Origin of the sequence: Amycolatopsis azurea DSM 43854 (genome assembly GCF_001995215.1) — a bacterium.
GTDB lineage: Bacteria > Actinomycetota > Actinomycetes > Mycobacteriales > Pseudonocardiaceae > Amycolatopsis > Amycolatopsis azurea.
Map to the genome: position 1 here is coordinate 62,075 of NZ_MUXN01000024.1, position 23,204 is coordinate 85,278.

Annotated in this window: 24 protein-coding genes; 12 read left to right on the top strand and 12 right to left on the bottom strand. The window is 68.2% G+C overall.

The window, feature by feature from the left end:
* Positions 1–416: 416 nt before the first annotated feature.
* Complete coding sequence (locus B0293_RS30490; RefSeq protein WP_039918717.1) at positions 417–650, bottom strand: hypothetical protein; 234 nt, start codon at positions 648–650, stop codon at positions 417–419.
* Positions 651–711: 61 nt separating this feature from the next.
* Between B0293_RS30490 and B0293_RS30495 the strand changes: the two genes are divergently transcribed.
* The 3 genes from B0293_RS30495 to rraA all read left to right on the top strand — a co-directional run bounded on the left by B0293_RS30495 (position 712) and on the right by rraA (position 2,379).
* Positions 712–1,311 carry a TetR/AcrR family transcriptional regulator gene (locus tag B0293_RS30495; RefSeq protein ID WP_005159802.1) on the top strand — a complete coding sequence of 200 codons (600 nt, stop codon included), beginning with the start codon at positions 712–714 and terminating at the stop codon, positions 1,309–1,311.
* A 136-nt stretch (positions 1,312–1,447) separates the two neighbouring features.
* On the top strand, positions 1,448–1,897 hold the full coding sequence (locus B0293_RS30500; protein ID WP_005159803.1) for a hypothetical protein: 450 nt from the start codon (positions 1,448–1,450) through the stop codon (positions 1,895–1,897).
* A complete protein-coding gene (rraA, locus tag B0293_RS30505; RefSeq protein ID WP_005159804.1) occupies positions 1,894–2,379 on the top strand; it encodes a ribonuclease E activity regulator RraA in 486 nt (161 codons plus the stop codon). Before B0293_RS30500 ends, rraA begins: the two co-directional genes overlap by 4 nt.
* Positions 2,380–2,385: 6 nt before the next feature.
* Here rraA and B0293_RS30510 read toward each other — a convergent pair whose 3' ends face one another.
* Entirely contained in the window at positions 2,386–3,279 is an 894-nt protein-coding gene (locus tag B0293_RS30510; protein WP_039918722.1) for an NADP-dependent oxidoreductase, read from the bottom strand.
* Positions 3,280–3,349: 70 nt separating this feature from the next.
* On the opposite strand from B0293_RS30510, the gene B0293_RS30515 reads away from it, so the two are divergent.
* A complete protein-coding gene (locus B0293_RS30515; protein WP_005159813.1) occupies positions 3,350–3,919 on the top strand; it encodes a TetR/AcrR family transcriptional regulator in 570 nt (189 codons plus the stop codon).
* Between the two features lie 7 nt (positions 3,920–3,926).
* Here the strand turns inward: B0293_RS30515 and B0293_RS30520 are convergent, their stop codons facing one another.
* From B0293_RS30520 to B0293_RS30535, 4 genes are read right to left on the bottom strand one after another with little or no spacing between them, the layout of a single operon-like run.
* Entirely contained in the window at positions 3,927–4,538 is a 612-nt protein-coding gene (locus B0293_RS30520; protein WP_005159815.1) for a class I SAM-dependent methyltransferase, read from the bottom strand.
* A gap of 10 nt (positions 4,539–4,548) precedes the next feature.
* Entirely contained in the window at positions 4,549–5,211 is a 663-nt protein-coding gene (locus B0293_RS30525; protein ID WP_005159817.1) for a cation transporter, read from the bottom strand.
* Positions 5,208–5,546: a Cd(II)/Pb(II)-sensing metalloregulatory transcriptional regulator CmtR gene (gene cmtR / locus B0293_RS30530; RefSeq protein WP_005159818.1), complete on the bottom strand. Its 339-nt coding sequence runs from the start codon at positions 5,544–5,546 to the stop codon at positions 5,208–5,210. Before cmtR ends, B0293_RS30525 begins: the two co-directional genes overlap by 4 nt.
* Positions 5,547–5,579: 33 nt before the next feature.
* Positions 5,580–6,998 carry an alpha/beta fold hydrolase gene (locus B0293_RS30535; RefSeq protein WP_158081887.1) on the bottom strand — a complete coding sequence of 473 codons (1,419 nt, stop codon included), beginning with the start codon at positions 6,996–6,998 and terminating at the stop codon, positions 5,580–5,582.
* Positions 6,999–7,076: 78 nt separating this feature from the next.
* Here B0293_RS30535 and B0293_RS30540 point away from each other — a divergent pair, with 78 nt between their 5' ends.
* The 6 genes from B0293_RS30540 to B0293_RS30565 all read left to right on the top strand — a co-directional run bounded on the left by B0293_RS30540 (position 7,077) and on the right by B0293_RS30565 (position 14,100).
* Positions 7,077–8,159: a sensor histidine kinase gene (locus B0293_RS30540; RefSeq protein ID WP_005159820.1), complete on the top strand. Its 1,083-nt coding sequence runs from the start codon at positions 7,077–7,079 to the stop codon at positions 8,157–8,159.
* Entirely contained in the window at positions 8,156–8,806 is a 651-nt protein-coding gene (locus B0293_RS30545; protein WP_005159824.1) for a response regulator, read from the top strand. The genes B0293_RS30540 and B0293_RS30545 overlap by 4 nt, the downstream gene beginning before the upstream one ends.
* Positions 8,807–9,210: 404 nt before the next feature.
* On the top strand, positions 9,211–10,632 hold the full coding sequence (locus tag B0293_RS30550) for a family 2B encapsulin nanocompartment shell protein (protein WP_005159827.1): 1,422 nt from the start codon (positions 9,211–9,213) through the stop codon (positions 10,630–10,632).
* A complete protein-coding gene (locus tag B0293_RS30555; protein WP_039918729.1) occupies positions 10,629–12,017 on the top strand; it encodes a family 2B encapsulin nanocompartment shell protein in 1,389 nt (462 codons plus the stop codon). Before B0293_RS30550 ends, B0293_RS30555 begins: the two co-directional genes overlap by 4 nt.
* A 53-nt stretch (positions 12,018–12,070) precedes the next feature.
* Entirely contained in the window at positions 12,071–12,934 is an 864-nt protein-coding gene (locus tag B0293_RS30560; protein WP_005159830.1) for a geranyl diphosphate 2-C-methyltransferase, read from the top strand.
* 26 nt (positions 12,935–12,960) lie between these two features.
* Complete coding sequence (locus tag B0293_RS30565; RefSeq protein ID WP_005159832.1) at positions 12,961–14,100, top strand: family 2 encapsulin nanocompartment cargo protein terpene cyclase; 1,140 nt, start codon at positions 12,961–12,963, stop codon at positions 14,098–14,100.
* Between the two features lie 39 nt (positions 14,101–14,139).
* On the opposite strand, the gene ligA is transcribed toward B0293_RS30565, so the two are convergent.
* The 3 genes from ligA to B0293_RS30580 all read right to left on the bottom strand — a co-directional run bounded on the left by ligA (position 14,140) and on the right by B0293_RS30580 (position 18,133).
* A complete protein-coding gene (ligA, locus tag B0293_RS30570) occupies positions 14,140–16,131 on the bottom strand; it encodes an NAD-dependent DNA ligase LigA (RefSeq protein WP_005159834.1) in 1,992 nt (663 codons plus the stop codon).
* 54 nt (positions 16,132–16,185) lie between these two features.
* Entirely contained in the window at positions 16,186–17,283 is a 1,098-nt protein-coding gene (locus B0293_RS30575; RefSeq protein WP_039918776.1) for a calcium:proton antiporter, read from the bottom strand.
* 313 nt (positions 17,284–17,596) lie between these two features.
* Positions 17,597–18,133, bottom strand: a complete 537-nt coding sequence (locus B0293_RS30580) for a TetR/AcrR family transcriptional regulator (RefSeq protein WP_077241428.1) — start codon at positions 18,131–18,133, stop codon at positions 17,597–17,599.
* 78 nt (positions 18,134–18,211) lie between these two features.
* On the opposite strand from B0293_RS30580, the gene B0293_RS30585 reads away from it, so the two are divergent.
* The gene (locus B0293_RS30585) at positions 18,212–19,663 is read left to right on the top strand and encodes an aldehyde dehydrogenase (protein WP_005159844.1); all 1,452 of its coding nucleotides are present in this window, start codon (positions 18,212–18,214) and stop codon (positions 19,661–19,663) included.
* Positions 19,664–19,676: 13 nt separating this feature from the next.
* On the opposite strand, the gene B0293_RS30590 is transcribed toward B0293_RS30585, so the two are convergent.
* Positions 19,677–19,928 (bottom strand): hypothetical protein, encoded by a 252-nt coding sequence (locus tag B0293_RS30590; protein WP_005159846.1) that lies wholly within the window; start codon positions 19,926–19,928, stop codon positions 19,677–19,679.
* Between the two features lie 244 nt (positions 19,929–20,172).
* Between B0293_RS30590 and B0293_RS30595 the strand changes: the two genes are divergently transcribed.
* Positions 20,173–20,706, top strand: coding sequence for a hypothetical protein (locus B0293_RS30595; protein WP_005159848.1), 534 nt, complete (start codon positions 20,173–20,175; stop codon positions 20,704–20,706).
* Positions 20,707–20,775: 69 nt separating this feature from the next.
* On the opposite strand, the gene B0293_RS30600 is transcribed toward B0293_RS30595, so the two are convergent.
* Together B0293_RS30600 and B0293_RS30605 are read right to left on the bottom strand one after the other, a co-directional pair.
* The gene (locus B0293_RS30600) at positions 20,776–22,239 is read right to left on the bottom strand and encodes a trypsin-like serine protease (protein ID WP_245191984.1); all 1,464 of its coding nucleotides are present in this window, start codon (positions 22,237–22,239) and stop codon (positions 20,776–20,778) included.
* A 125-nt stretch (positions 22,240–22,364) separates the two neighbouring features.
* Complete coding sequence (locus B0293_RS30605) at positions 22,365–22,766, bottom strand: hypothetical protein (protein ID WP_245191985.1); 402 nt, start codon at positions 22,764–22,766, stop codon at positions 22,365–22,367.
* Between the last annotated feature and the right edge of the window lie 438 nt (positions 22,767–23,204).

Below are 23,204 nucleotides of genomic sequence, written 5' to 3' on the forward strand. Positions count from 1 at the left end.
GTGGCTTTCGCAACGCTTCGGGTACTCCGCCGCCCACGAGGACGGATGCCCCGGGGTGAAGGGGACTTTCCGCTCGCGCGATGAGGGGAAAGTCCCCCCTCACCCCGCTGACCACTGCCGAACGCCGGTCCGTGAAGGCCTCCTTGAGGGACCCAGAGTCCCTCAAGGAGGCCTTCACGGACTTGACACCCGACAGGACACCTTCGCCTTTCTGCTCAATAGAACGCTGTTTATCACTCACGATCCCTTCGTAAAGCGCCTAAAACGGGCACCTCAACGGGAAGGAGAGTCCCCTGTGGGCAGTCAGGGTCGCGATCGGCTCCCGCGGACCAGTTCAGGCTGCACTTGGAAGACCCTGCCCTGAAGCCGACGGAGAAAGCCTGCCCGACAAGAGACCCGATCGCGCCATATTTGCCTTACCTCCCAATAAGTTCGGGCGGATCGCCAGGGGAGGGCGTCTCCGGACTGCGTTCGGCCTCGATCTGGATCTCGATGTTGGTCTTGTGCGAGATCGGGTCCCAGATCTCCTCGATCGGCGCCAGCAGGGATTGGCTCACGCCGCGAGCACGGGCTCGCATGGCGTACCACGCGAACGCGGCCAGGAAGAGGGGGAGACTGAGGAATGCAGCCGCGGGGGCCAGGAACTCCATGCGCCCGACGATACAGTAACGTCGTGTTTCCAGAAACATCCTGTTACTGAATTGGTGGACGATGACCAGGCTGACGCGGGCCGAGCAGCAGCAGCGCACCCATGACCACCTGCTGGACGCCGGGCGCCAGGTCTTCCTGCGGCGCGGTTTCCTGGCGGCGACGGTCGAGGAGATCGCGGTCAACGCCGGTTACACGCGAGGCGCCGTCTACAAACACTTCGGCGGCAAGGAAGGGCTGTGGCTCGCGATCGTCGGGTCCGACGCGGACGGTCATCTCCAGGGGCTGCGTGAAGCGCTCGCCCGTGCCGCCACGCGTGACGACGTGATCGCGGCGCTGAACCCCGTCGATGTGGCGGACAAGGACGCGGCGAAATGGAGTGCGGCGGCCGCGGAGGTGCTCGCCGCGACGGCGCAGCAGCCGGAGACCGCCACCCTGGTCGCCGCCATCCAGCGACGTCACGACGACGAAGTGGCGGCTCTGCTCTCCAGGCATTCCCGGCGTTTGGGTCTCGAACCCGCGTTGCCCCTGGATCAGGTCGTCGTCATGCTGGGCGCACTGGGGATCGGGCTCGCGCTGCGTCAGACGGTCGCCCCGGCGTCGGATCCCGTCGCCATTCTCACCCACGTGCTGGAAACCGTGTTCCCGCCCGAGGCAACGTAAGGGGCAGGGCGGACGTACTCCCGGTGAAGATCCTGGGAGGGGTTCGATGCACACGTATCCGTTGCAAGAGGGCGAAGAAGTGCTGTGGACCGGAGCGCCAAAGCGCCCGCGAAAGTGGTTTCCGGAGCACACGCAGATGATCGAGGTGGTCGTGGCGTTCGTCCTGCTGATGGTCTATTGGGGAGACTTGCCGGTCTGGGCCCCGTTCGTCGGCTTGTTGATCGGCAGCCTGATTTTTCTCCATCAGCGCTTGACCGACCGGCGGTCGCGGGAGACCGTCCTCTCGTACCTGGTCACCACCCAGCGGATCGTGTTCGTCGCGAACTGGCCGAACGCCGCGGAGTTCCGCTGGGTCTGGTTCCAGTACCTCCAGTTCGCACCCTCGGTCAAGGTCGACGAGACGGGTGTCGGCACGATCACCTACGGAAGCCATTGGCGCCGCTTCAAGATGAAGAACGAAGAGCTTCGCGGCGCCTGGGCGCCGCCGGCGCTGGAACTGCGGGCGATCCGGGACGCCCGGCGTGTGGCGGATCTCATCGAGCAGGGGCGAAACCGGCTGATCGGCACCTACACTCAGGCGCCGTGATCGATTCCTTCACCACCGCCGACCTCGTCGACGAACACGGCGACCGGCTGCGCGTCTGCGACACCCAGTTCCGCCAGTTCGGCGGGCACCGGAAGTTCTCGGGTCCGATTCGGACGGTCTCCTGTCACGAGGACAACGGCCTGGTCAAGAAGCTGCTGAACACACCTGGTGAAGGCAGTGTCCTGGTGGTCGACGGCGGTGGCTCGCTGCACAGCGCGCTCACCGGCGACATGATCGCGAAATCCGCCGTCGACAACTGCTGGGCGGGCGTGGTCGTCCACGGCGCCGTGCGCGACAGCGCCGAGCTCGCCGGACTCCCGCTCGGCGTGAAGGCGCTCGGCACCAACCCGCGCAAGAGTTCCAAGGCGGGCGTCGGCGCTGTCGACGTCCCGGTCGGTTTCGGGGGAGTGACCTTCACTCCCGGCGACACTCTCTACTCCGACGACGACGGCGTCGTGATCCTTCCTGCCGCCACCGCCTGACCCCGCTCAGACGACGATGACCCGGCGCCCGCGGGTGTGCCCGGCGTGGCTGTCGGCGTGCGCCGCGGCCGCGTCGGTGAGCGAGTAGGACTTCTCGACCGGGATGTGCAGCTTGCCCCGCGAGATGAGGTCGATGGCCTCGGCCAGCGCGTCCGGCACACTCCCTGCGACGCCGGAGAAGCGGACGCCGAACTCGGGGGCGCCGAGGTCGGCGATGGTGATCACCTTGGCCGGGTCCCCGGTCAGCTCGACCAGCTCTTCGAGCACGCCGGACCCGGCCAGGTCGAGAGCCGCGTCGACCCGGCCGAGCCGCCGGACCCGCTCCACCCAGCCCTCGCCGTAGGTCGTGGCGACCGCGCCCAGTTCGCGCAGGTAGTCCTGGTTTGAGGCGCCGGCGGTGCCGATCACCGTGATGCCGCGTTCGCGCGCGATCTGGAGCACCGCCGATCCGACCCCGCCGGACGCACCGCTGACCAGCAGTGTCTCGCCGGGCCGCACGCCGACTTCGCGGATGACGCGCAGCGCGGTCTCGACCACGGACGGGTATCCGGCCGCCTCTTCGAACGACAGGCCTTCGGGCATCCTGGCCCACGCCGACAACACGGCGAACTCCGCGTAGGTATCCGAACCCTCGCCGAACACCGAGTCCCCGACCTCGACACCGGTGACGCCCTCGCCGACCTCGTCCACGATCCCGGCGGTGTCCAGACCCACCCCCGACGGCAACACGGTCGGATGGGCGCCCAGGACCTGGCCCTCGCGGATCCGCCAGTCGACCGGGTTCACGCCCGCCGCTCGCACCGCGATGCGCACCTGACCCGGTCCCGCGTGGGGATCTTCGGCGTCGACCAGCTGGAGGACTTCCGGACCGCCGAACTCGGTAAAGATCACTTTCTTCATACGACCGACCGTAGCACTAACGGTTAGTATTTTGGAACCGTTGTTGTTTTGGATCTGATAGCGTCGTCGCATGACCGCACCGCCGGGACGTCGCGAGCGCAAGAAGGCCGCGACGCGCCAGAAGATCGCCGACACCGCCCTGCGGCTCTTCCTGGAGCGCGGGTACGACGAGGTGGGCATCCGCGAGGTCGCCGCGGAGGCAGACGTCGCCGTCACCACGCTCTTTTCCCATTTCGGCTCGAAAGAGGCCTTGGTGTTCGAGCAGGACGCGGACTTCGAGCAAGGGCTCACACGGGCGGTCACCGAAAGGGCTCCGCACGAGCCGCTCATCCCCGCGCTGCGTCGTGAGATCCACGCGATGGTGCGGCACTGCACGGCGGACGGCTCGGCGCCGATCTTCCGCATGATCGACGAATCGCCCGCGCTGCGGGACTACGAGGACTCGATGCGGTTGCGCCACGCGGAATCGCTGGCGACGGCCATCGCCGCCGATCCCGATCTGGCGCGGTCCGCGACGGCTTGCCGCACGATCGCGCGGTTCGTGATCGACGCCTATTCGCTCGGTCGTGAGGCGGCCGATCCGGAGGCCGCGGTGAACGAGATCTTCCGGATGATCGAGGCGGCCTGGGAAGCCGCCTGACCCCTGTTCATTTACGGGCGACGAGCCGTTCCACCAGACCGAGTTTGAACCGTTCCCGGCGTTCCACGGTCAGGCCGAGGTCGCCGATCTTGCCGAGCGGGCGCCGGAGGAAGTGTTCGCCCGCCATCGGCACGGTGACCTTTTCGGTGAGCCATTGCAGGCCGCGGACCACACGTGACGAACTCGCGATGTGGTCGAGCAGGATGAGCCTGCCGCCGGGGCGGAGGACCCGCGCCATTTCCCGCAACGCCTTGCCGTCGTCGGGGATGGCGCAGAGCCCGAGGGTGCAGACCACGGTGTCGAACGAATCGGCCTCGAAGGGCAGGTCGTGCGCGTCGGCCTGTTTCAGCGTCACCGGATGACCGAGGCGTTCGGCGCGGTCGCGGGCGATGGCGAGCATGCCGTCACTGAGGTCGATGCCGGTGAGCGTGACGCCGTCAGGATAGAGCGGCAGGTTCAGGCCGGTCCCGACGGCGACCTCGAGGACTTCGCCGGTGGCCTGACCGCACGCCCACGCCCGGGAATCGCCGAAGAGCTTCCGGTCGAGGAACTGCATCTCCCGGTCGTAGTTCCGGGATTTGCTGTCCCAGTACCGGTTCCAGCGCGCTGTCCGGGTCATGGCGGTCCTTTCAGCAGCAGTGCTCGCCGCGCCAGGCTTCGCGGCCTTCCTTGATCGCGACGGCGGCGATGACGAGCGCGACCAGCGGATCCGCCCAGTACCAGCCGAAGAGGCTGTTGAGCAGCAACCCGACCAGCAGCACACCGGAAAGATAGGTGCAGAGCAAGGTCTGCTTCGAATCGGCGACGGCGCTCGCGGAGCCGAGCTCGCGTCCTGCGCGACGCTGGGCGTGGGACAGGAAAGGCATCACGAGCAGCGAGACCGCCGCCAGCACGATGCCGACGGTGGAATGCTCGGCGGGGTCGGCGCCGAACAGGGTGCGGATCGATTCGACGGTGACATAAGCGGCCAGCGCGAAGAAGGACACCGCGATGACCTTCAGCGCGGTGCGCTCACGGGCTTCGGGATCCTTGCCGGAGAACTGCCAGGCGACGGCCGCGGCGGACGCGACTTCGATGACCGAGTCCAGGCCGAAGCCGATCAGCGCGGTCGAGGAGGCGACGGTGCCCGCGGAGATGGCGACGACCGCCTCGACGACGTTGTAGGTGATCGTCGCGGCGACCAGGAGCCGGACCCGGCGTGACAGCACGGCGCGGCGATCTGCGTCCACAGTGGACTCTACGGGCTTCGTGGCGCAGCAACCGTCCGCGCAGGAAACACTCTCGACGCTCATCGGCGCACCTCGACGACGGCATCGTCCACACAGGGCTCGGCGGTGTCGACCGCGAGCACGACCTGGACCAGTTCCCGCAGAGCGCGGGCCAGATGCGCGTCTGCCAGCGCGTAGCGGACCTGCCTGCCTTCGTAGGTGGCCACGACCAGGCCGCAGCCCCGCAGACAGGCGAGGTGATTCGACACATTGGAGCGGCTCAAGCCGAGTTGCCCGGCCAGCTGGCCCGGGTAGCTCACGCCGTCGAGCAGGGCGACCAGGATGCGGCACCGGTTCGGGTCGGCCAGGGCGCGCCCCAGCCGGGAGAGCGCGGCACCCTGAGTCTCACATGTCAGCACCCGCAGAACAGTACAGTGACGAGTGAACAATACTCAAGGCGCCAGCTCCGCGGGACAGAACGTGCCGTCCGGGGGCAGGACACCGTCGAGCAGATACGCGTTGCCGAGAGCGCGCAGGCACGCATTGCCCAGCAGGTAGGCGGCGTGGCCGTCGCCGTGCCGAACCGATCGTGCCCGCGGGAACTGCCGGGCGACGTGAGCGGCCCCGAGGTGGCCGGTGTTGTTGTCGAGTTCGCCGATCGTCACCAGGACCGGGGGCGTACCCGACGCCGAGAGCGGGTGCGGGGGATAGGCGGGCTCACCCGGGATACCCAGGCAACGCCCGACCTCGTAGCGTCCTTCGATCCAGCCGAACCGTGGAGCGACGGCCTTCAGGCGGCGCTCGATCTCGAGAAAGCTCGCGTGATCGGGCAGCACCGGCATGAAGTCGTGGCACAGCGTCGCCGCTTGGACCGAGCCGGTCGGACCGGTGGGCGGATAGTCGAGGACCGTGCGGAAGTCGGAGTCGTCCCCTGCCCGCGCCTTGGCGATGGCACGGGCCAGATCGGGCCATCGCGGTGGATTCATGCCGACGAGCGCGCCAGCGAAGAGGTCGCCGGTCACGGCGGACGCCGAGAGGAGGTCGTCCCAGGCTTTCGCGGCGTCCTCACCGTGCAGCGCGCAGGACGGCTTGGACGCGCACCAGTCGCGAAAGCGCAGGAGCTGGAGTTCCTGGGCGCGTGCGTGGTCGGCGAGCCAGTCGATCAGCCGGGGGCGGGTGTGGTCCGCGACGCCGTCGAGGTACATCCGGTCGAGCCGGGCGCCGAACAGTTCCGCATAGGCCTGCCCGTAGGTGGTGCCATAGGAATTACCGAAGTAGCGCAGCTTCTTCTCGCCGAGAGCGGCCCGGAGCGCGTCCAGATCGTGTGCGATCTGCCAGGAGTCCAGTCCCGCGAACGCCGGGCCCGCGGCCTGTCGGCATCCGGCGTCGTACGCGGCGTTCTCCCGCGCGTGTGTCGTCCACGCGGCATCGTCCTGTCGTCGTACCAGGCCGAGGATCGGCGCCGGTGGTCGAGGACAAACGGTCTGCCGGTCTTCCCGTCCGAGCCCGCGAGGATCGAAGACGACGACGTCTGAGCGTTCGGTCAGCTGATCGAGCCAGCTCTGGATCGGCGCGGACCGCGGGCCGACGATCGCGGCGGTGCTGTTACCCGCCCCGAGGTTGGCCACGACCGTGCCGGTTCCACGCGCAGGGTCTTTCGACGGCACCCGCACCACGTCGACGCCGGTGACCGGCCCCGCCGGATCCGCCCAGTCCACCGGGACGGTCAGCACCGCACACTGAGTGTCCGCGCCGCAGTCGCGCCACCGCAGCGCGGGCTCCGGCGCGGCCGACGCGGGCTGCGCTGTCACCGCCAGTATGACGGCGACGATCGCCACGCGGTATCGTCCGGACATCCCCCGAATCGTCATCCGTCCTCCCTTGATCACCGCCTCACGCTGGCACCACGAGCGAGGACGGCGCATCTGCCGTCCGGCATAGGGGGAACGATGAAATCGGGCGCGACCTGGTGGACGGCGTACTCGGCGCCGACGCGGGACATCCTGATCACGACGGGCGTCCTGCTCGTCTCTCTGGGGTCGCCGTTGGTCGATGGCAGACCGCTGTCGACGGCCACGGTGTCCTTGACGGTCGCGGCCTGTCTGCCGCTGCTCCGGCGCCGCCGATTCCCCGTCACGTCGGTGGCCGTCGTCGGCGCGGTGACCCTCGGCTCGCTCGCGATCGGCCTGACCGTGCCCCCGTGGCCGGCGATGATCGCGGTGTTCTCCGCCGCCTGTCACCTGCGCCGTCACCGCGTTCTGCTCGCCGCCGTGGCCGTGGCCTGGATGCTCGCGGCGGCCATGCTGCGAGTGGGCACGATCGTGCCCTCGGACCTCCTCACCTCCGCGGCGCTCGCGGTACTGCCGGTCAGCCTCGGCTACGTGTGGCGGTCGCAAGCGGACCGGGCGGAGGCCCTGCGCCTGCTCGTCGAATCGGAGGCGGGCCGGGTGCGGGAACGCGAACGGAACCGGGTGGCCAGGGAGGTACACGACCTCGTCGGCCACCAGCTCAGCGCCATCCGGCTGCGGGCCCTGGGCGGCCGGAAGGCGGGCACGGACAGCGAGGAAACGCTCGCCACCGTCGCCGGGTTGGCGGAGGACGCGCTCGAACAGGTGAGAGCGCTCGTGGACACACTCCGGGAGGACAGTGCACCTGGACTGTCCGAAGTGGACGAACTGGTCGCCTGGATGGACGGCGTGCTGACCATGAAACTCAGGCGGGACCTCGGGGACGAGGACCTGCCGGTACCCGTGCAGGCAGCCGCGTACCGGATCGTCCAGGAAGCACTCGGCAATGCCGCCCGCCACGCTTCGGCGAGCCGGGCCGAGATCGTGATCGCCGTGAGGGGCGGGGAACTGCTGGTGACGGTCGACGACGACGGCAAGCGGGCCGGGAACCCGGTCGAGGGCAACGGGATTCGCGGAATGCGAGAACGGGCGGCGCTGCTCGGTGGCGCGCTGGACGCAGGCCCGCGCGAAGCCCGGGGATGGCGGGTCCGGGCGACGATCCCGCTGAACGGAGGCGCCTCGTGATCAGGTTGCTCATCGCCGACGACCAGGCCGCGGCCAGGGACGGCCTGCGACTGCTGCTGTCGTGCGAGCCGGACATCGAGGTGATCGGCGCGGCGGCGGACGGCGCCGAACTGGTCGCCCTCGCCCGGTTCCGGCGGCCCGATGTGGTGCTGACCGACATCCGCATGCCCGGAATGGACGGGATCGGCGCCATCCGGCGGCTGCGTGAGCTCGAGCCGGAGCCCGCCGTCGTCGCGGTGACCACCTTCGACCTGGACGACTACCTGTTCGGCGCATTGCAGGCCGGAGCGGTCGGCTTCGTCCTCAAGAACAGTGCGCCCGAACTGTTCGTCGAAGCGGTACGTCTCGCCGATGCCGGTCAGGGCCTGATCGACCCGCAGGTGACCCGGCGCCTGGTGACCCGGTTCGCCCGCGTGTCACCGCGCCGGGTGCCACCGGACCTGCCTCCCCTCACCCCGCGGGAGGTGGAGGTGCTGGGTGGGCTCGCCCGCGGCCTCGCCAACGCCGAAATCGCCCGAGAGTTCGGCATCGCCGCCGGCACGGTGAAAGTCCACGTCGAACGGATCCTGGCCAAGTTCGGCGTCGCGACCCGGGTGCAGGCGGTGATCCGGGCGTACAAGTACGGATTGGTCACCTGGGACGACTGACACGACGGAGTGTCCGGACGCGACCCTCTGTTTCGTCGCTGTCCGTCAAGCCGACGTCGAACACGGACGCCGGAGTGACCCGAAAGAGTCCGATGTGCCCACTCCAACGGCCGCATCCCGGGTACGGCGGGGAATCCCGGCGTGGTCCGGCGTAACACCTCAGAACAATCGCTGGACCACTTGTGTGCGGGTATTAAAGCATCGAGTAATTGCGGTGAATGCCCTCTTGGGGAATGGGAAATTCGGCATTCGGGTGGCCTTTTCGTATTACCTGATAGTGCGCTTGTGCGGCGAAAACACCTTGCTATGTTGATCCCCGTGGGGCCGCACATCGGGGCATGACCGGCACGCCACGGTTGGTGGATCTTGTTTGTTCACGTGACTATCGAAGGGTGGACCTTGCTGTGACCGTGACCGAATCGGGCACTTCCGCCGAAGGTGTCCAGGGGTCGGACAACCCGCAGCTGAGCTTGGGCCGGGCCGCCGCGCGCAACCTGGCGACCACGACCAAATCCGTCCCGCAGATGCAGGGCATTTCATCCCGCTGGCTGCTGAAGATGCTCGATTGGGTCCAGGTCAACGGCGGCGCCTATCGGGTCAACCGGCGGCTCAATTACGCGGTCGGCGACGGCCGGGTGACGTTCTCGAAAGCGGGCACCGAAGTGACCGTGATCCCGGCGGAACTCGGGGAACTGAAACCGCTGAAGGGTTACGACGACGAAGAGGTACTCGACGAACTCGCGCGTCGCTTCGAACAGCAGGAAGTGGCGGCCGGTGACGTCCTCGTCGAATTCGGGCACCGGGCCGACCGGGTCTTCCTCATCGCGCACGGCAAGATCACCAAGACCGGCCCCGGCCATTACGGTGACGAGACCGCGCTCGGCGTGGTCAAGGACGGCGACTACTTCGGCGCGCAGGCCCTCGTCGACGACGACGGCATCTGGGAGTTCACCGCGAAGGCGGCCACCGCCTGCACCGTGCTCACCCTGACCCGCCAGGCCTTCGAGCACGTACTGGAACAGTCCGAATCGCTCCAGGCGCAGATCGCGCAGTCGTCGCAGGACTCCGGGCGTTCCAACGATTTCGGTGAGGCCGAGATCGACATCTCCTCCGGCCACGACGGTGAGCCGCTGCTGCCGGGCACGTTCGTCGACTACGAGACCTCGCCGCGGGAATACGAACTGAGCGTCGCCCAGACCGTGCTGCGGGTCCACAGCCGAGTGTCCGATCTCTACAACCAGCCGATGGACCAGACCGAGCAGCAGCTCCGCCTGACCATCGAGGCGCTGCGCGAGCGGCAAGAGCACGAAATGATCAACAACACGGACTTCGGCCTGCTCCACAACGCCGACTTCACCCAACGCATCGCGACGCGCACCGGTCCGCCCACCCCGGACGACTTCGACGACCTACTCGCCCTGGTCTGGAAGGAGCCCGGCTTCTTCCTCGCGCATCCGCGCACGATCGCCGCGTTCAGCCGTGAGTGCAGCAAACGCGGCATCTACCCGACCGGCGCCGATCTCGGCGGGCACAAGGTGCCGTCGTGGCGCGGGGTCCCGATCCTGCCCTGCAACAAGATCCCGGTGAGCCAGACCAGCACCAGTTCCGTGCTGCTGATGCGCACCGGCGAGCAGAACCAGGGTGTGGTGGGCCTGCGCCAGATCGGCCTGCCGGACGAGTACGAGCCCGGGCTGAACGTCCGCTTCATGGGGATTTCGGAGCAGGCCATCATCTCGTACCTCGTCAGCACGTACTACTCCGCCGCCGTGCTCGTACCGGACGCGCTGGCCGTCCTCGAAGCCGCCGAACTCGGCCGCGAAGGATGACCGCCGCTACGCCGGAGGCCGACCGGCGGCTCAGTCTCGGCCCCGCCGCCGCGCGGAACCTGGCGACGACCACCAAAACGCGGCCGCAGATGCAGAGCATCACGCCGCGCTGGCTGCTGAAGATGCTGCCCTGGGTCGAGGCGATCGGTGGCACCTACCGGGTCAACCGGCGCCTGACCTACGCCATCGGCGATGGCCGGGTGAGCTTCACCAACGTCGGCACCGAGGTCCGGGTCGTCCCGCAGGAACTCGCGGAGTTGGCACTGCTGCGCGGTTTCGACGACGAGGACACGCTCACCGCGCTCGCCGACCGGTTCGTGCAGCACGAGTACCAGCCCGGCGAGACCATCGTCAGCCACGGCTCGCCGCTCGACGAGGTCGTCCTGGTCGCGCACGGCAAGGTCGCCAAGGTGGCACCGGGTGAGTACGGCACCGAATCCACCATCGGCGGCATGGCCGACGGCGATCACTTCGGTGACGAGATGCTCGCCGGCATCGACCGGAACTGGCCGTTCACCGTCAAGGCCGTCACCCCGGTCATCGTGCTGACCCTGCGCGCCGACGACTTCGCCGACCTCAACGGCCGGTCCGAGGCGATGCGCCGTCACGTGCAGGACATGCTGGCGCACAAGGGTAAGCCGCAGAACGCCAAGGGCGAGTCCGAGATCGGGATGTCGTCCGGTCACGACGGTGAGCCGCTGTTGCCGGGCACGTTCGTCGACTACGAGATCTCGCCGCGCGAGTACGACCTGGCCGTCGCGCAGACGGCCCTGCGGGTCCACACGCGGGTGACCGATCTCTACAACGGGCCGATGGACCAGTTCGACGAGCAGCTCCGGCTGACCGTGGCCGCGTTGCGGGAGCGGCAGGAGTACGACCTGATCAACAACCGCGAGTTCGGCCTGCTGCACAACGCCGATCTGAAATCGCGGTTCCAGACCCGGTCCGGCCCGCCGACACCCGACGACATGGACGAACTCGTCAGCCGCCGCCGCAAGACGAAGTTCTTCCTCGCCCATCCCCGCGCGATCGCCGCGTTCGGCAGGGAATGCACGCGCCGCAGCCTCTATCCGGAGGGGACCACGGTCGACGGCAAGGTGGTCGCCGCGTGGCGCGGGGTCCCGCTCCTGCCCTGCGACAAGATCCCGGTCACCGAAAGCGGGACGACCTCCATCCTCGCCATGCGGACCGGTGTGGAGGACAACGGTGTGATCGGGCTGCATCAGACCGGCCTGCCCGACGAGTACGAGCCGGGCCTGAACGTGCGCTTCGACGGCATCTCCGATCAGGCCGTCGCCAGCTATCTGGTCAGCACCTACTACTCGGCCGCCGTGCTCGTGCCCGACGCGCTCGGCGTTCTCGAGAACGTCGAGGTCGCGCGTTGACTCCTCGCCCCTCAACGACAACGAACACCAAGGCTCCAGAAAGGACCACACACGTGACCATCGCCCGCACTCCCGCTCCCGCCAAGGTTCTGCGCACCGAATACCAGAAGTCGGTGGCGTCGTACTGGAACGAGGAGAAGGACCCGGTCAACCTGCGGCTGGGCGATGTCGACGGGCTGTATCACCACCACTACGGGGTCGGCGAGGTCGACTGGTCCGTGCTGGAGGGGCCCGAGGAGACCCGCGACGAGCGGATCATCGCCGAAATGCACCGCCTGGAGACGGCGCAGGCGGACGTCCTGCTCGACCACCTCGGTGACGTCAAACCGGACGACTGGCTTCTCGACGCCGGCTGCGGACGCGGCGGGTCCAGCATCATGGCGAACGCGCGGTTCGGCTGCCACGTCGACGGGATCTCGATCTCGGAGAAGCAGGTCGAGTTCGCCAACCACCAGGCGGACATCCGAGGCGTCGGCGACAAGGTGCGCTACCACTTCCGCAACATGCTCGACACGGGCTTCGAAACCGGGTTGCGCAAGGCGATCTGGAACAACGAAAGCACCATGTACGTGGACCTCCACGAGCTTTTCGCCGAGCACGCGCGGCAGCTGGAGTTCGGCGGCCGGTACGTCACCATCACCGGGTGCTACAACGACGTGACCGGCGGCCGGTCGAAGGCCGTCGCGCAGATCGACCAGCACTACACCTGCAACATCCATCCGCGCAGTGAGTACTTCAAGGCGATGACGGCCAACGGCCTGGTGCCGATCTCGGTGGTGGACCTGACGGCGGACACGATCCCGTACTGGGAGCTGCGGACGAAGTCGTCGGTGGCGACCGGGGTCGAGAAGCCCTTCCTCGACGCCTATCGCGAAGGCAGCTTCCACTACCTGCTCATCGCCGCGGACCGCATCTGATCCCGCGAGACCCATCGGAGTCAGTGATGACGGAACAGGGTGCGCTGGCCACGCTGCTGGCCGGGCCACGCGGACTGGGTACGTCCGCCGCCCGGCTGGTGGCACGGCTGACCGCTGTACCTCCGGCGGCGGAGGAGACTCCGCCGCCGGAGGCACCCGCTCTCGACCCCGCGTACGCGTACCGGCCGTGGGGTGACGGCTCGGCACCGCCGCTGTACTGCCCGGTCACCGAACGGATCAACGACCCGCTCGCCGACGAGGTCGACCGGCGGCTGGCCCTGTGGGCGGGGGAGTGCGGCTTCGACGAAGAGGAGTGCAAGCAGATCGGGAAGGCGGGCTTCGGCAGGCTGATCATGCTCGCCCACCCGGACTGCGACGATCCGGACAAGCTGCTGATCTCCGCGCGGCTCAACGCGGCGTGGTGGGCGGCCGACGATCTCTACGCCGACGACACGTCGCTCGGGGCGGTGCCGGCGGAGCTTCCGCCGAAACTCGCGCTGGCGATGGCGGCCATGGACCCGGTGCCCTCCTTGGGCGAATTCAGCCGCGATCTCGACGAAACGCTGCGGAACGACCGGGTCCTGGTGGCGCTGAACTCCGGGATCGACTTCTTGCGGCGGAACGGGACGGCCGCGCAGGTGCAGCGGGTCTGCTATTCGACGTTCGCGATGTTCGTGAGCTGGTCCGCTTATGCGGCATGGCGCCACAGCGGGAAGTACCCGCCGGCGTGGGAGTACCTCGCGGCCCGGCAGCACGACAGCTTCTACACCTCGATGACGTTGATCGACGTCCTCGGGGGCTACGAACTGACGTCGAACCTCTACTACGACCCCCGTGTCCGGGAGGCGGCGATCCAAGCGGGCACGGCGGCCGTGCTCGTCAACGACGTGCATTCGGTCGCCAAGGATCTGGAGGACGAGTCGCCGCCCTGCAACGCGGTACTGCTGATCGCCGACGACCGGAAGTGCTCGATCGAAGAGGCCACGGCGATCACCGTCGAGCTGCACAACGACGTCGTCCGGGACTTCCAGGCCGCGCACGAGAAGCTGAGCGCGGTGCCTTCCCTCGAGCTGCAACGGTTCATGCGCGGGTTGCGGGGATGGATGGGCGGCGGCTTCGAATGGCACTCGACAAGCCCCCGATATCGGACGAAGCCCAGCGTTTAGTCCTCTGAATGCGCTAGGACGAAACGCAGGAGGAGAGGGTTAGACGACGCCCGCCTCGATCAGCTGTCCCCAAATGACGCCTTGGTCCACGACCTCGACTTCGAGCTTCTCGGCCTTGGTGAGCTTGCTGGCCCCGACATCGGCTCCGGTGATCAGCAGGTCGGTGTTCGCGGAGACCGACGACGCGATGGCCGCGCCCGCCCTTTCGCACAACCGCTGGAAGGTCGGGCGCGGTACCTTCTCGCCGGATCGGGGGTCGCTGATCGACCCGGTGACCACGACCGTCTTGCCCTCGAGCGGCGCCCCGGCCGCGACGACCGGCGGAAGGTCCTCTTCGCGCACGTCCAGCGAGACACCGACTTCCCGCAGCCGCTCGAGTTCGGGACGCAGCCGGGTGAGGTGCTCGATCAGGGACGCGGCGACCTTCGGACCGATGTCCTCCACGGCGACAAGCCCCTCTTCGCCCGCGTCGGCGACGTCCTCCAGCGAGCCGAAGCCCGCCCGGCACAGCCGAGCGGCGGTGCCCTCGGAGGCCATCGGGATGGCCAGGCCGATCAGTGCCCGGCGCAGGCCGACGCCGCGGCTCGCGTCGATCGATTCGATCATGCGGGTGGCGGAGATGTCGCCGATGCGGTCGAACTCCAGCAGCGTTTCCTTGGTGAGCCGGTAGAAGTCCGACGGGTGCTCAAGGATCCCGGCCTCGGCGAGCCTTTCGATCCAGACCCCGCCGATCGCGTCGATGTCCGCGGCCGCTCGCGAAGCCCAGTGGATCAGCCGCCGGACGGTCTGGGCGGGGCAGGCGACGTTGGTGCAGAACAGTTCGCGGCTGTTGCCCTGTTCGGTCAGCGGTTCTTCGCACGACGGGCAGACCGAGGGCGGCACGATCTCCCGCTCCTCGCCGGTGCGCTTGGCCGCGTCGAGGACGCCGGCCACGAACGGGATCACGTCACCGGCGCGGCGGACCAGCACGGTGTCGCCGATCTTGATGCCGCGGGCCTTGATGACCTCCTGATTGGCCAGCGTCGCCCGGGTGACGGTGGTTCCGCCGACGAACACCGGCTCCAGCCACGCGACCGGAGCGATCTTGCCGGTCTTGCCGACATCCCAGACCACGTCGGCGAGCACGGTGGTCTTCTCCTCGGCGGCGAACTTGAACGCCAGCGCGCCACGCGGTGAGCTGGACCGGGTTCCGGCGGCGGCGTAGGCGTCACGATCCGCCAGGCGCAGCACGGCGCCGTCGAGGTCGTAATCGAGGTCGTTGCGCTGCTGCTCGATGGTCGTGATGACGGCCTGCGCCGCTTCGGCGCCTTCACAGTGCCGCATGTCGGCGGCGGCGAACCCGAGCGTTCGCAGCGCGCCGTCGAGATCGGTTTCCGCGCTGTCGGGCTCCGTGGTGAGATCGAAGGCGAAGAACTGGAGACGCCGCTCGGCGACGGTGGCCGGATCCTTGGCGCGCAGTGTCCCGGCGGCGGCGTTGCGCGGGTTGATCAGCGGCTTGTCCGGGTGGACCTTGTTGTACGCGGCGAAGGTGGAGCGGAGCATGACGGCCTCGCCGCGGACCTCGACCCGGCCGGGCGCGTCGACCTTGTCCGGGACGCCGTCGGTCAGCGCTCGTACCAGCATGGTCACGTCGTCGCCGGTGGTCCCGTCGCCGCGGGTGACCGCCCTGGCGAGCCGCCCGTTTTCGTAGACGAGGGCCAGCGACAGGCCGTCCAGCTTCGGCATGACGACCACCGGCTGCCCGGGGAAGCGGGCGAAGAAGGCCTCGACCTGTTCGGGTTTGGTCGCCTTCTCCAGCGACAGCATCGGGCGCGAGTGCCGGATGGGGGCGTGCAGGACGGCGGGCGCGCCGACCTGGTCGAGCGGGTTCGGGTCCGGGGTCAGCTCGGGGTTGGCCTCGATGAGCCCGCGCAACTCGTCTTCGATCGCGTCGTAGTCGGCGTCGGCCACTTTCGGCGAGCCCCGGTAGTAGGCGTCGCGAAGGACGACGATCTGATCGGCGAGTTCTTGGATGCGGTCCCGAGCGTTCACGGGGCAGAGATTACCCGTGACCACCGACAGAACCGTGTCCGAAGAGGACTCGTGTCACGGGTTGATGGCGAGCACCAGGAAGGAGGCCAGCAGGACCAGGTGCACGCCGCCCTGCAGCCGGGTCGCGCGGCCGGGGACGACGGTGAGCACGCTGACCGCGATCGTCAGCGCCAGCAGCACGATGTGGGTCGCGCCGAGGCCGAGCAGCAGCGGCCCGTCCAGCCAGATCGACGCCAGCGCGATGGTCGGGATGGTGAGCCCGATGCTCGCGATCGCCGAACCGTAGGCGAGGTTCAGGCTGGTCTGCATCCGGTCACGGCGCGCGGCCCGTGTCGCGGCCAGGGTTTCCGGCAGCAGCACCAGCATGGCGATCACGACGCCGACGAACGACTGCGGGAAGCCCGCCGCCCGCACGCCCGCTTCGATCGCGGGTGATTCGACCTTCGCCAGGCCGACGACGGCGACCAGCGCGACCAGCAGCAGCCCGAGGCTGGTCAGCGCCGCCTTGCTGCTCGGCGGTTCGGCGTGATCCTCCTCCTTGACCGAGCCCTCGCTGTCGACCGGCAGGAAGAAGTCGCGGTGGCGCACGGTCTGGGTGAGCACGAAAAGGCCGTACAGCAGCAGCGAGGCGACGGCGGCGAAGGTGAGCTGGGTGCCGTTGAAGGCTGGCCCCGGCGTGCTGGTCGTGAACGTCGGCAGCACGAGGCTGACGGTGGCGAGCGTCGCGACGGTGGCGAGTGCGCCGCCGCTGCCTTCCGAGTTGAAGTGCGTTTCGCCGTAGCGGCGCGCGCCGACCATGAGCGAAATGCCCGCGATGCCGTTCATGGTGATCATCACCGCGGCGAACACCGTGTCCCGGGCGAGCGTCCCGGCTTCGGGACCGCCGGAGGACATCATCGTGACGATCAGCGCGACCTCGATGACCGTGACCGCGATGGCCAGCACCAGCGAGCCGAACGGTTCCCCGACGCGATGCGCGACCACTTCGGCGTGGTGCACCGCGGCCAGCACGGTCCCGCCGAGGGCGATCGCGACGATGGCGACCGGGATCGGGCCGAGGTCGCGGCCCCAGCTCAGCGCCAGGACGACGATGGCGAGGACCGGCATGACGGTGGTCCAGGACACGGGGAATCGTCTGCGCGAAGCTGCCATGCCGTCACCTTCGCACACCCTGCGTGACCTTGCCCCTCCACGAGGGGCGCGGGGTGACGAAGTTCTTATGGGGAGTTTCGTGTCATTGGAGGGACGACACACGTGACTGGATGGACGACACGCGTGTCCAGGCGGACGACTCGCGGCGAGGTCCCGGTCATGAGCGTGTCGTCCGTTCAGTCACACGTGTCGTCCGTCTGATCACACGTGCCGTCCGCCCGGTCACGTGGCGGTGAGGCGTCGGTGCGGGCAGCGCCGAGCGTCGCGAGGCTGTTCCGGAGGCGGCCTTTATGACACGTCTGCTCTACCACTCTTAGTGGGCACCCACTCCGCGCAGGAAGGTGCCGACGAGCAGGTCGGCGGCGCGTGGGGCGTCCATGTCCTCCCGCGAGGCCAGATGGAGGAGCTGGATCAGCAGGCGGCTCGCCCAGCCCTCGGGGATGTCGGCGCGGAGGAAACCCTCGTCCGTGGCTCGCTGGAGGAACGTGTCCACTTCGGCGGTGAGCCGGCTTCGGCGGTCCTGGATGGACGGTTCGGTGCGCATCCGGGTCAGCTCGACCGGCCACGCGCGGTTGACCTCGATGATGCCTTCGACATAGCGGTGCAGGGCCACCGTGACCGCGGTCTCGGTGAACCGGGCGGCGCGGACGACTTCTTCGACCGCGGTCAGCCGTGAGTCGTAGATGGCCGCCAAGAGGTCTTCACGGGAGGCGAAGCGCCGATAGACGGTACGCCTGTCGACACCTGCTTCGGCGGCGATCGCGCCGATGCTCGCCGACGGGTCGTGAGCGAGCATCCGCGCACCCGTGGTCAGGACCGCTTCGAGATTGCGCGCCGCATCAGCTCTCATGACCGGGAATGTATCACGCGACTGTGTTGTTAACCGTCATAAGTGCTACGTTGATGTGACAGTTGGAGAGGTGGAACGATGATCACGAACGACAAGCTCTTCATCGGAGGCGAGTGGACGGCGCCGAACGACCCGACACCGCTGGACATCGTGTCCCCGCACGATCAGTCGGTACTGGGGCGCGTCGTCCAGGCGCTGCCCGCCGACATCGACCGCGCCGTCGCCGCGGCGAGGACCGCCTTCGACGAAGGGCCGTGGCCGCGAACCTCGCCGGAGGAGCGGATCGCGGTGCTCCGGCGCCTGAACGCGCTGAGGGAGGCCCGCGCGGACGAGGTCGCGGAGGTGATCTCGGCGGAGAACGGTTCGGCCCTCTGGTTCACCCGGGCCGGGCAGCCCGGGGTGGGTCGTCTGGCCGTCTCGTACCTGAAGGCGGCCGAGGAATTCGGCTGGGAGGAGACGCTCACGCCGTCGGATCCGAGCGCGCCGTTCCGGTCGATCGTGCGCCGCGAACCGATCGGTGTGGTCGCCGCGATCATCCCGTGGAACTCGCCGTTCTCGGCGTCGATGGCCAAGATCGTCCCGGCACTGCTCGCGGGGAACACGGTCGTCCTCAAGGTCTCTCCGGAGAACTCGCTCAGCATGAGCCTGCTCGCGGACATGCTGGCGGAGGCCGGGCTGCCGTCCGGGGTGATCAGCGTGCTGCCCGCGGACCGGGAGACCAGCGAGTACCTGGTGAAACACCCCGGCGTCGACAAGATCGCGTTCACCGGGTCGACCGCCGCCGGCCGCCGGATCGCGTCGCTGGCGGGGGAGCGGCTGAAGCGGGTCAGCCTGGAGCTGGGCGGCAAATCCGCCGCCGTGATCCTGCCCGACGCCGTCCTGGCCGACGTGATCGCCGGACTGAAGTTCGGCTCCCTGCTCAACAACGGCGAAGCGTGCATCGCGCAGACGCGGATCCTCGCGCCGAGGAACCGGTACGACGAGGTCGTCGCCGGGCTCAAGGAGATGATGGAGTCCCTCGTCGTCGGAGACCCGGCCGACGAGAAGACCTTCATCGGCCCGATGGTGCGGCCCGGCCAGCAGCAGCGGGTGCGCGACTACATCGAACTCGGCGTCGCCGAAGGCGCGCGGCTGGTCACCGGCGGTTCCGGAGTCCCGGTGGGCCTGGACAAGGGCAACTACGTCACGCCGACGTTGTTCGCCGACGTCGACGGCGAGATGCGCATCGCCCAGGAGGAGATCTTCGGGCCGGTGCTGGTCGTCATGCCTTACGACGACGAGGACGACGCCGTCCGCATCGCCAACGACTCGGAGTACGGGCTCTCCGGCGGCGTCTGGTCCGCCGACGAGGAGCACGCGCTCGCCGTCGCGCGGCGGATGCGCACCGGGACCGTCACCGTCAACGGGGCGCCGATCGGCTTCGACGGCCCCTTCGGTGGCTTCAAAGCCAGCGGCGTCGGTCGCGAATACGGTGCGGCGGGCCTCGCTCAGTACGTGGAGCTGAAGACCGTCACCGTGCCGGCACGGTGACGGTCGCGAGCCGTCACGACGGACGGGTGCCGGGGATGCGGATCGTGATCCGCTCGTCCTCGGCCACGATCCGCTGAAGCCGGAACCGGCAGAGGGCGTGGAACATCTCGCCCAGTGCCTCGGGGTCGATCCGGCCTTCGAGGTCCCGCCTGCTCGCGTTGAGCACCCTGCTGATCACGGCCGCGGGCACACGGCCACCGAACTCGCCCATCAGCCAGACACCGATTTCGCCGATCTCCTCCGTGATCGTGCACTGCGCGGTCATCAGCCTTACCCCTCTGCGTCGGAGTTCCGCCGGGCTTGTCCCGGTGAAATCGCGACGCGCGAGGCAAAACCCCATGACGGGAAACCCGCGAGATTGCTCTACTCGGCCTAACGGGTCCCAGGTTGCACGGAACCGTGCAGCGGGCCGGAGTGATCTCCGGGGAAACCCTGATGCGATCGACTGCCGCTTGTGTAAGCCTCGAAATTGACCATTGTGGACAGTCGGAGAGGAGGGCGCACGCGTAGTGGCCCCACCAAGGGATGAAGAAACCGAGCAGTGGATAGCGGAGCTGACGGCGCTCAGCGACCTTTACCGGTCGGCCGAGAGCGGCGGATCGGCGGAAGCGGTGTCGCACGCCGGGTGGCACACCGGGGCCCGGCTCTGGCCAGGCAGCGCGAACGGGCGGCTGCTGGCCTACAACGATTCGGGCGTCGAAGCGGAATGCATCTTCCGTGAGGGCGAGAAGACGCTTTTCAACATCATGAGCACCGGCTACGGGAACGACACCACCGAACGCGGTTTCGCGGTGTGGAGTTCGCGGCCGGGCGCGCTGGGAGCGATCGACCCGAGCGTGACCCGGTTGGAGGTGGCCGACGCGGAGGGCGCCGTCGTCCAGGCCGACATCGTGGCCCACACCTTCGCCGTGGACGTCGACCTGGGTCCGGCGCCTCGGACGATCGACGAGGTGTTCGCCCCCTGGGAGCCCCCGGAGCTGACGGTCCGGGTGTACGGCGAGGGCGACGCGTTGCGCTACGAAGGTCCATTGCTGGTCCAGTGACGGGTAAGTACGTGAAGGCCCCCTTCATTGCGTTAGGCGCAATGAAGGGGGCCTTCACGTACTGGGGAATCAGCCGTTCGGAGTGGTGATCACCGCGAACTTGGATCCCTGACTCGCGATCCGCTCGCTGAGATCGGTCGTGATCGTCTCGATCGGCGCGTAGTTGTTCAGCTCACCGGCCTGGCAGGGACCCGACCGGGACTGCTGGTTGCCGATCAGGATGCCCAGTGCCGCGTGATCGGCCTGGCTGAACAGCGGTCCGCCGCTGTCGCCCGGACGGGCGCACAGGTCGGTGTTGATGCCGACGTCCGTGGACAGGACCCGGCCGCAGCGGGTTCCGACGAGGTAGCCGGCGCCCGCGCCACTGTCGACGGAGTCCGGGTAGTTCACCGCGCTCGACGCCGTCCCGGAAGCACAGACGACATACCCCGCCTTGATGTCGGCGAGCTTGCGGGCGCCGGTGATGTACTCGTCGACCGAGGTGGCCTGCTGACCGCACGGGGTGTCGCCGTTGCTGTCCATGCCACCGTTGCGGCAGTACTTCAGCACCCGGTTGCGGCCGGTCTGGCCTTCGAGCCACTTCGTCGATGCCGCGTCGTTGACGTACGGCAGCGCCGCGTAGTCGTACGGGTAGGAACTCTTCTCGATGCCGTGCTGCTGCACGACCTCGTTGCCGTTGTGCTGGGTCGGCGTGTTGTTGGTCTTCGTCCGCATGCAGTGGCCCGCGGTCAGGACCCAGCCCTTGCCGGGGAAACCGCCGCCGGTGGACCGCAGGTTGAAGGCGCTGGTGCAGCCGCCCCAGGTGCCGTCGTCCCGCTTCATGTCCAACCGGAGGCCGCCGCGCATCGGGCCGTAGTTCGTGCAGTAGAGCGGATGACAGAAACCCAGGTCCACGTTCGGCGTGGACAGCGCGTTCGGGTTCTTCAGCACACGTGAGACGACCATGCCGGATTCCGCCGACGCGGCCGCTTGAGCCGTGTTCGCTTCGGCGGCGGCGGCGCGAACAGCCGCCTTCTCCTGTGCCACCCAGTCGCGTTCCCACAGCACGACGCGGTTCTCGGACTCGCTCACCGACGGCAGGTAGACCGCTTCCGGCCCCGCGCCGACCTTGGCCGCGACACGGTCCTTCGCCGCCGTGAGCTGCCGCAACGAGTGCTGGACCTGTTGCGTGCGAACGCCGGAACGGTCCGGCATCGCCTTGAGATACGGCTCCGCCGCCGCGGGCTTGGTCATGGCCACGACCAGCTGGCCCTTGTCCTGATCGAGCCACAGGCCGCCGTACTCGGCGCCGCGATCGCGTCGCAGCAGCTCGTCCAGTTTGAGGCCGTCCGTCTGCAATTCCAGACGGCGCAACGCTTCCTGTTCGTTAACCCGGTAGTTGTCGACCAGGTATCGCACCGATTCCCGTACCGAAGCGGGATCGAGCGAGGTGTGGAACGACTGTACGGTGTCGGCCGACGCCGAGCCGCTCAGTGCCGCTGTCGCCGCCAGCACCGAAACGGCCAGGCCCCCCAGTCTTCTAGCTCTCCGCACGAGATCTCCTCACATGTCGGGGACTTCGCGATCATTTAACCGGAGGTCGCCGAACAGGTGTGGAGAGTTCCCGGCAATGCTGGGAACCCCGTGCCGGCCAACCGGACGGCACGGGGCAAAACACGCTACAGACTCGGCTCCCGGCGCTGCTTTCCTTGGCGGGCTTTGACGATCCAAGCGCCGAAAAGGGTCAGCAGGCCGACGAAGGTCCCCGCCGACGCGCCGATCTCCGGCGTGCTGATCCTGATGACGCCGACGACGATCGCGCCGCCGATCGTCAGCAGGAGGCACATCCGCAGTGTCGGGGCCCAGCCGGCGAGAACGGCCATCGCGAGGCAGAGCCAGCTGTCGCGGGTCTGCACTTTGCGGTGGCGTCCCGGTGTCCGCAGAAGAGGCCGCGCCGCGCGGATCATCTCCGCGGACGTGGCGACCCGGCGACGGGGCTCCTCGACGTGCTCGATGACGACTTTGACCCGTCGGGGCGGGCTGTTGTCTGGTGTCTTCGCATTATCAGGCTGTAAGGTCACGGCGTCCTGTCCTTGTTCTAGCGAGCTGGGCGAATGGACATCCGCGTGGCCTCCTGTTACCGCAGGGGGCCACGCGCGCGTTACCGGTTCTTGACCCGGTGCGGCTGAGAACATCTTGGCGAAAGCAGTCTGTGACCGTTCAGTAGTACTGCGTGTGTCGCGCTGAACGGTATGCCTGCGTCGCTCAACGGTCTGGGTGACTCCGAAAACTACTAAAAGTAGTCATTGGCGCCGAATGGACGAGCGTCGTCAAACAGCCTCGGCGGGCCGACGGCTTGCCTTCCCGGCGTCTGGCCAGGTCATCACGGGTTGCGTCGCCGCACTGATCCACGCAGGTGGAGAAGCATGTCGTCGAAGTCGTGCGCGGTACTTCCGCGGTATGAAAAATGCTGATCGCAACGGCAGGCTACGGTCAACTTCGACCAAATCCGAGCATCG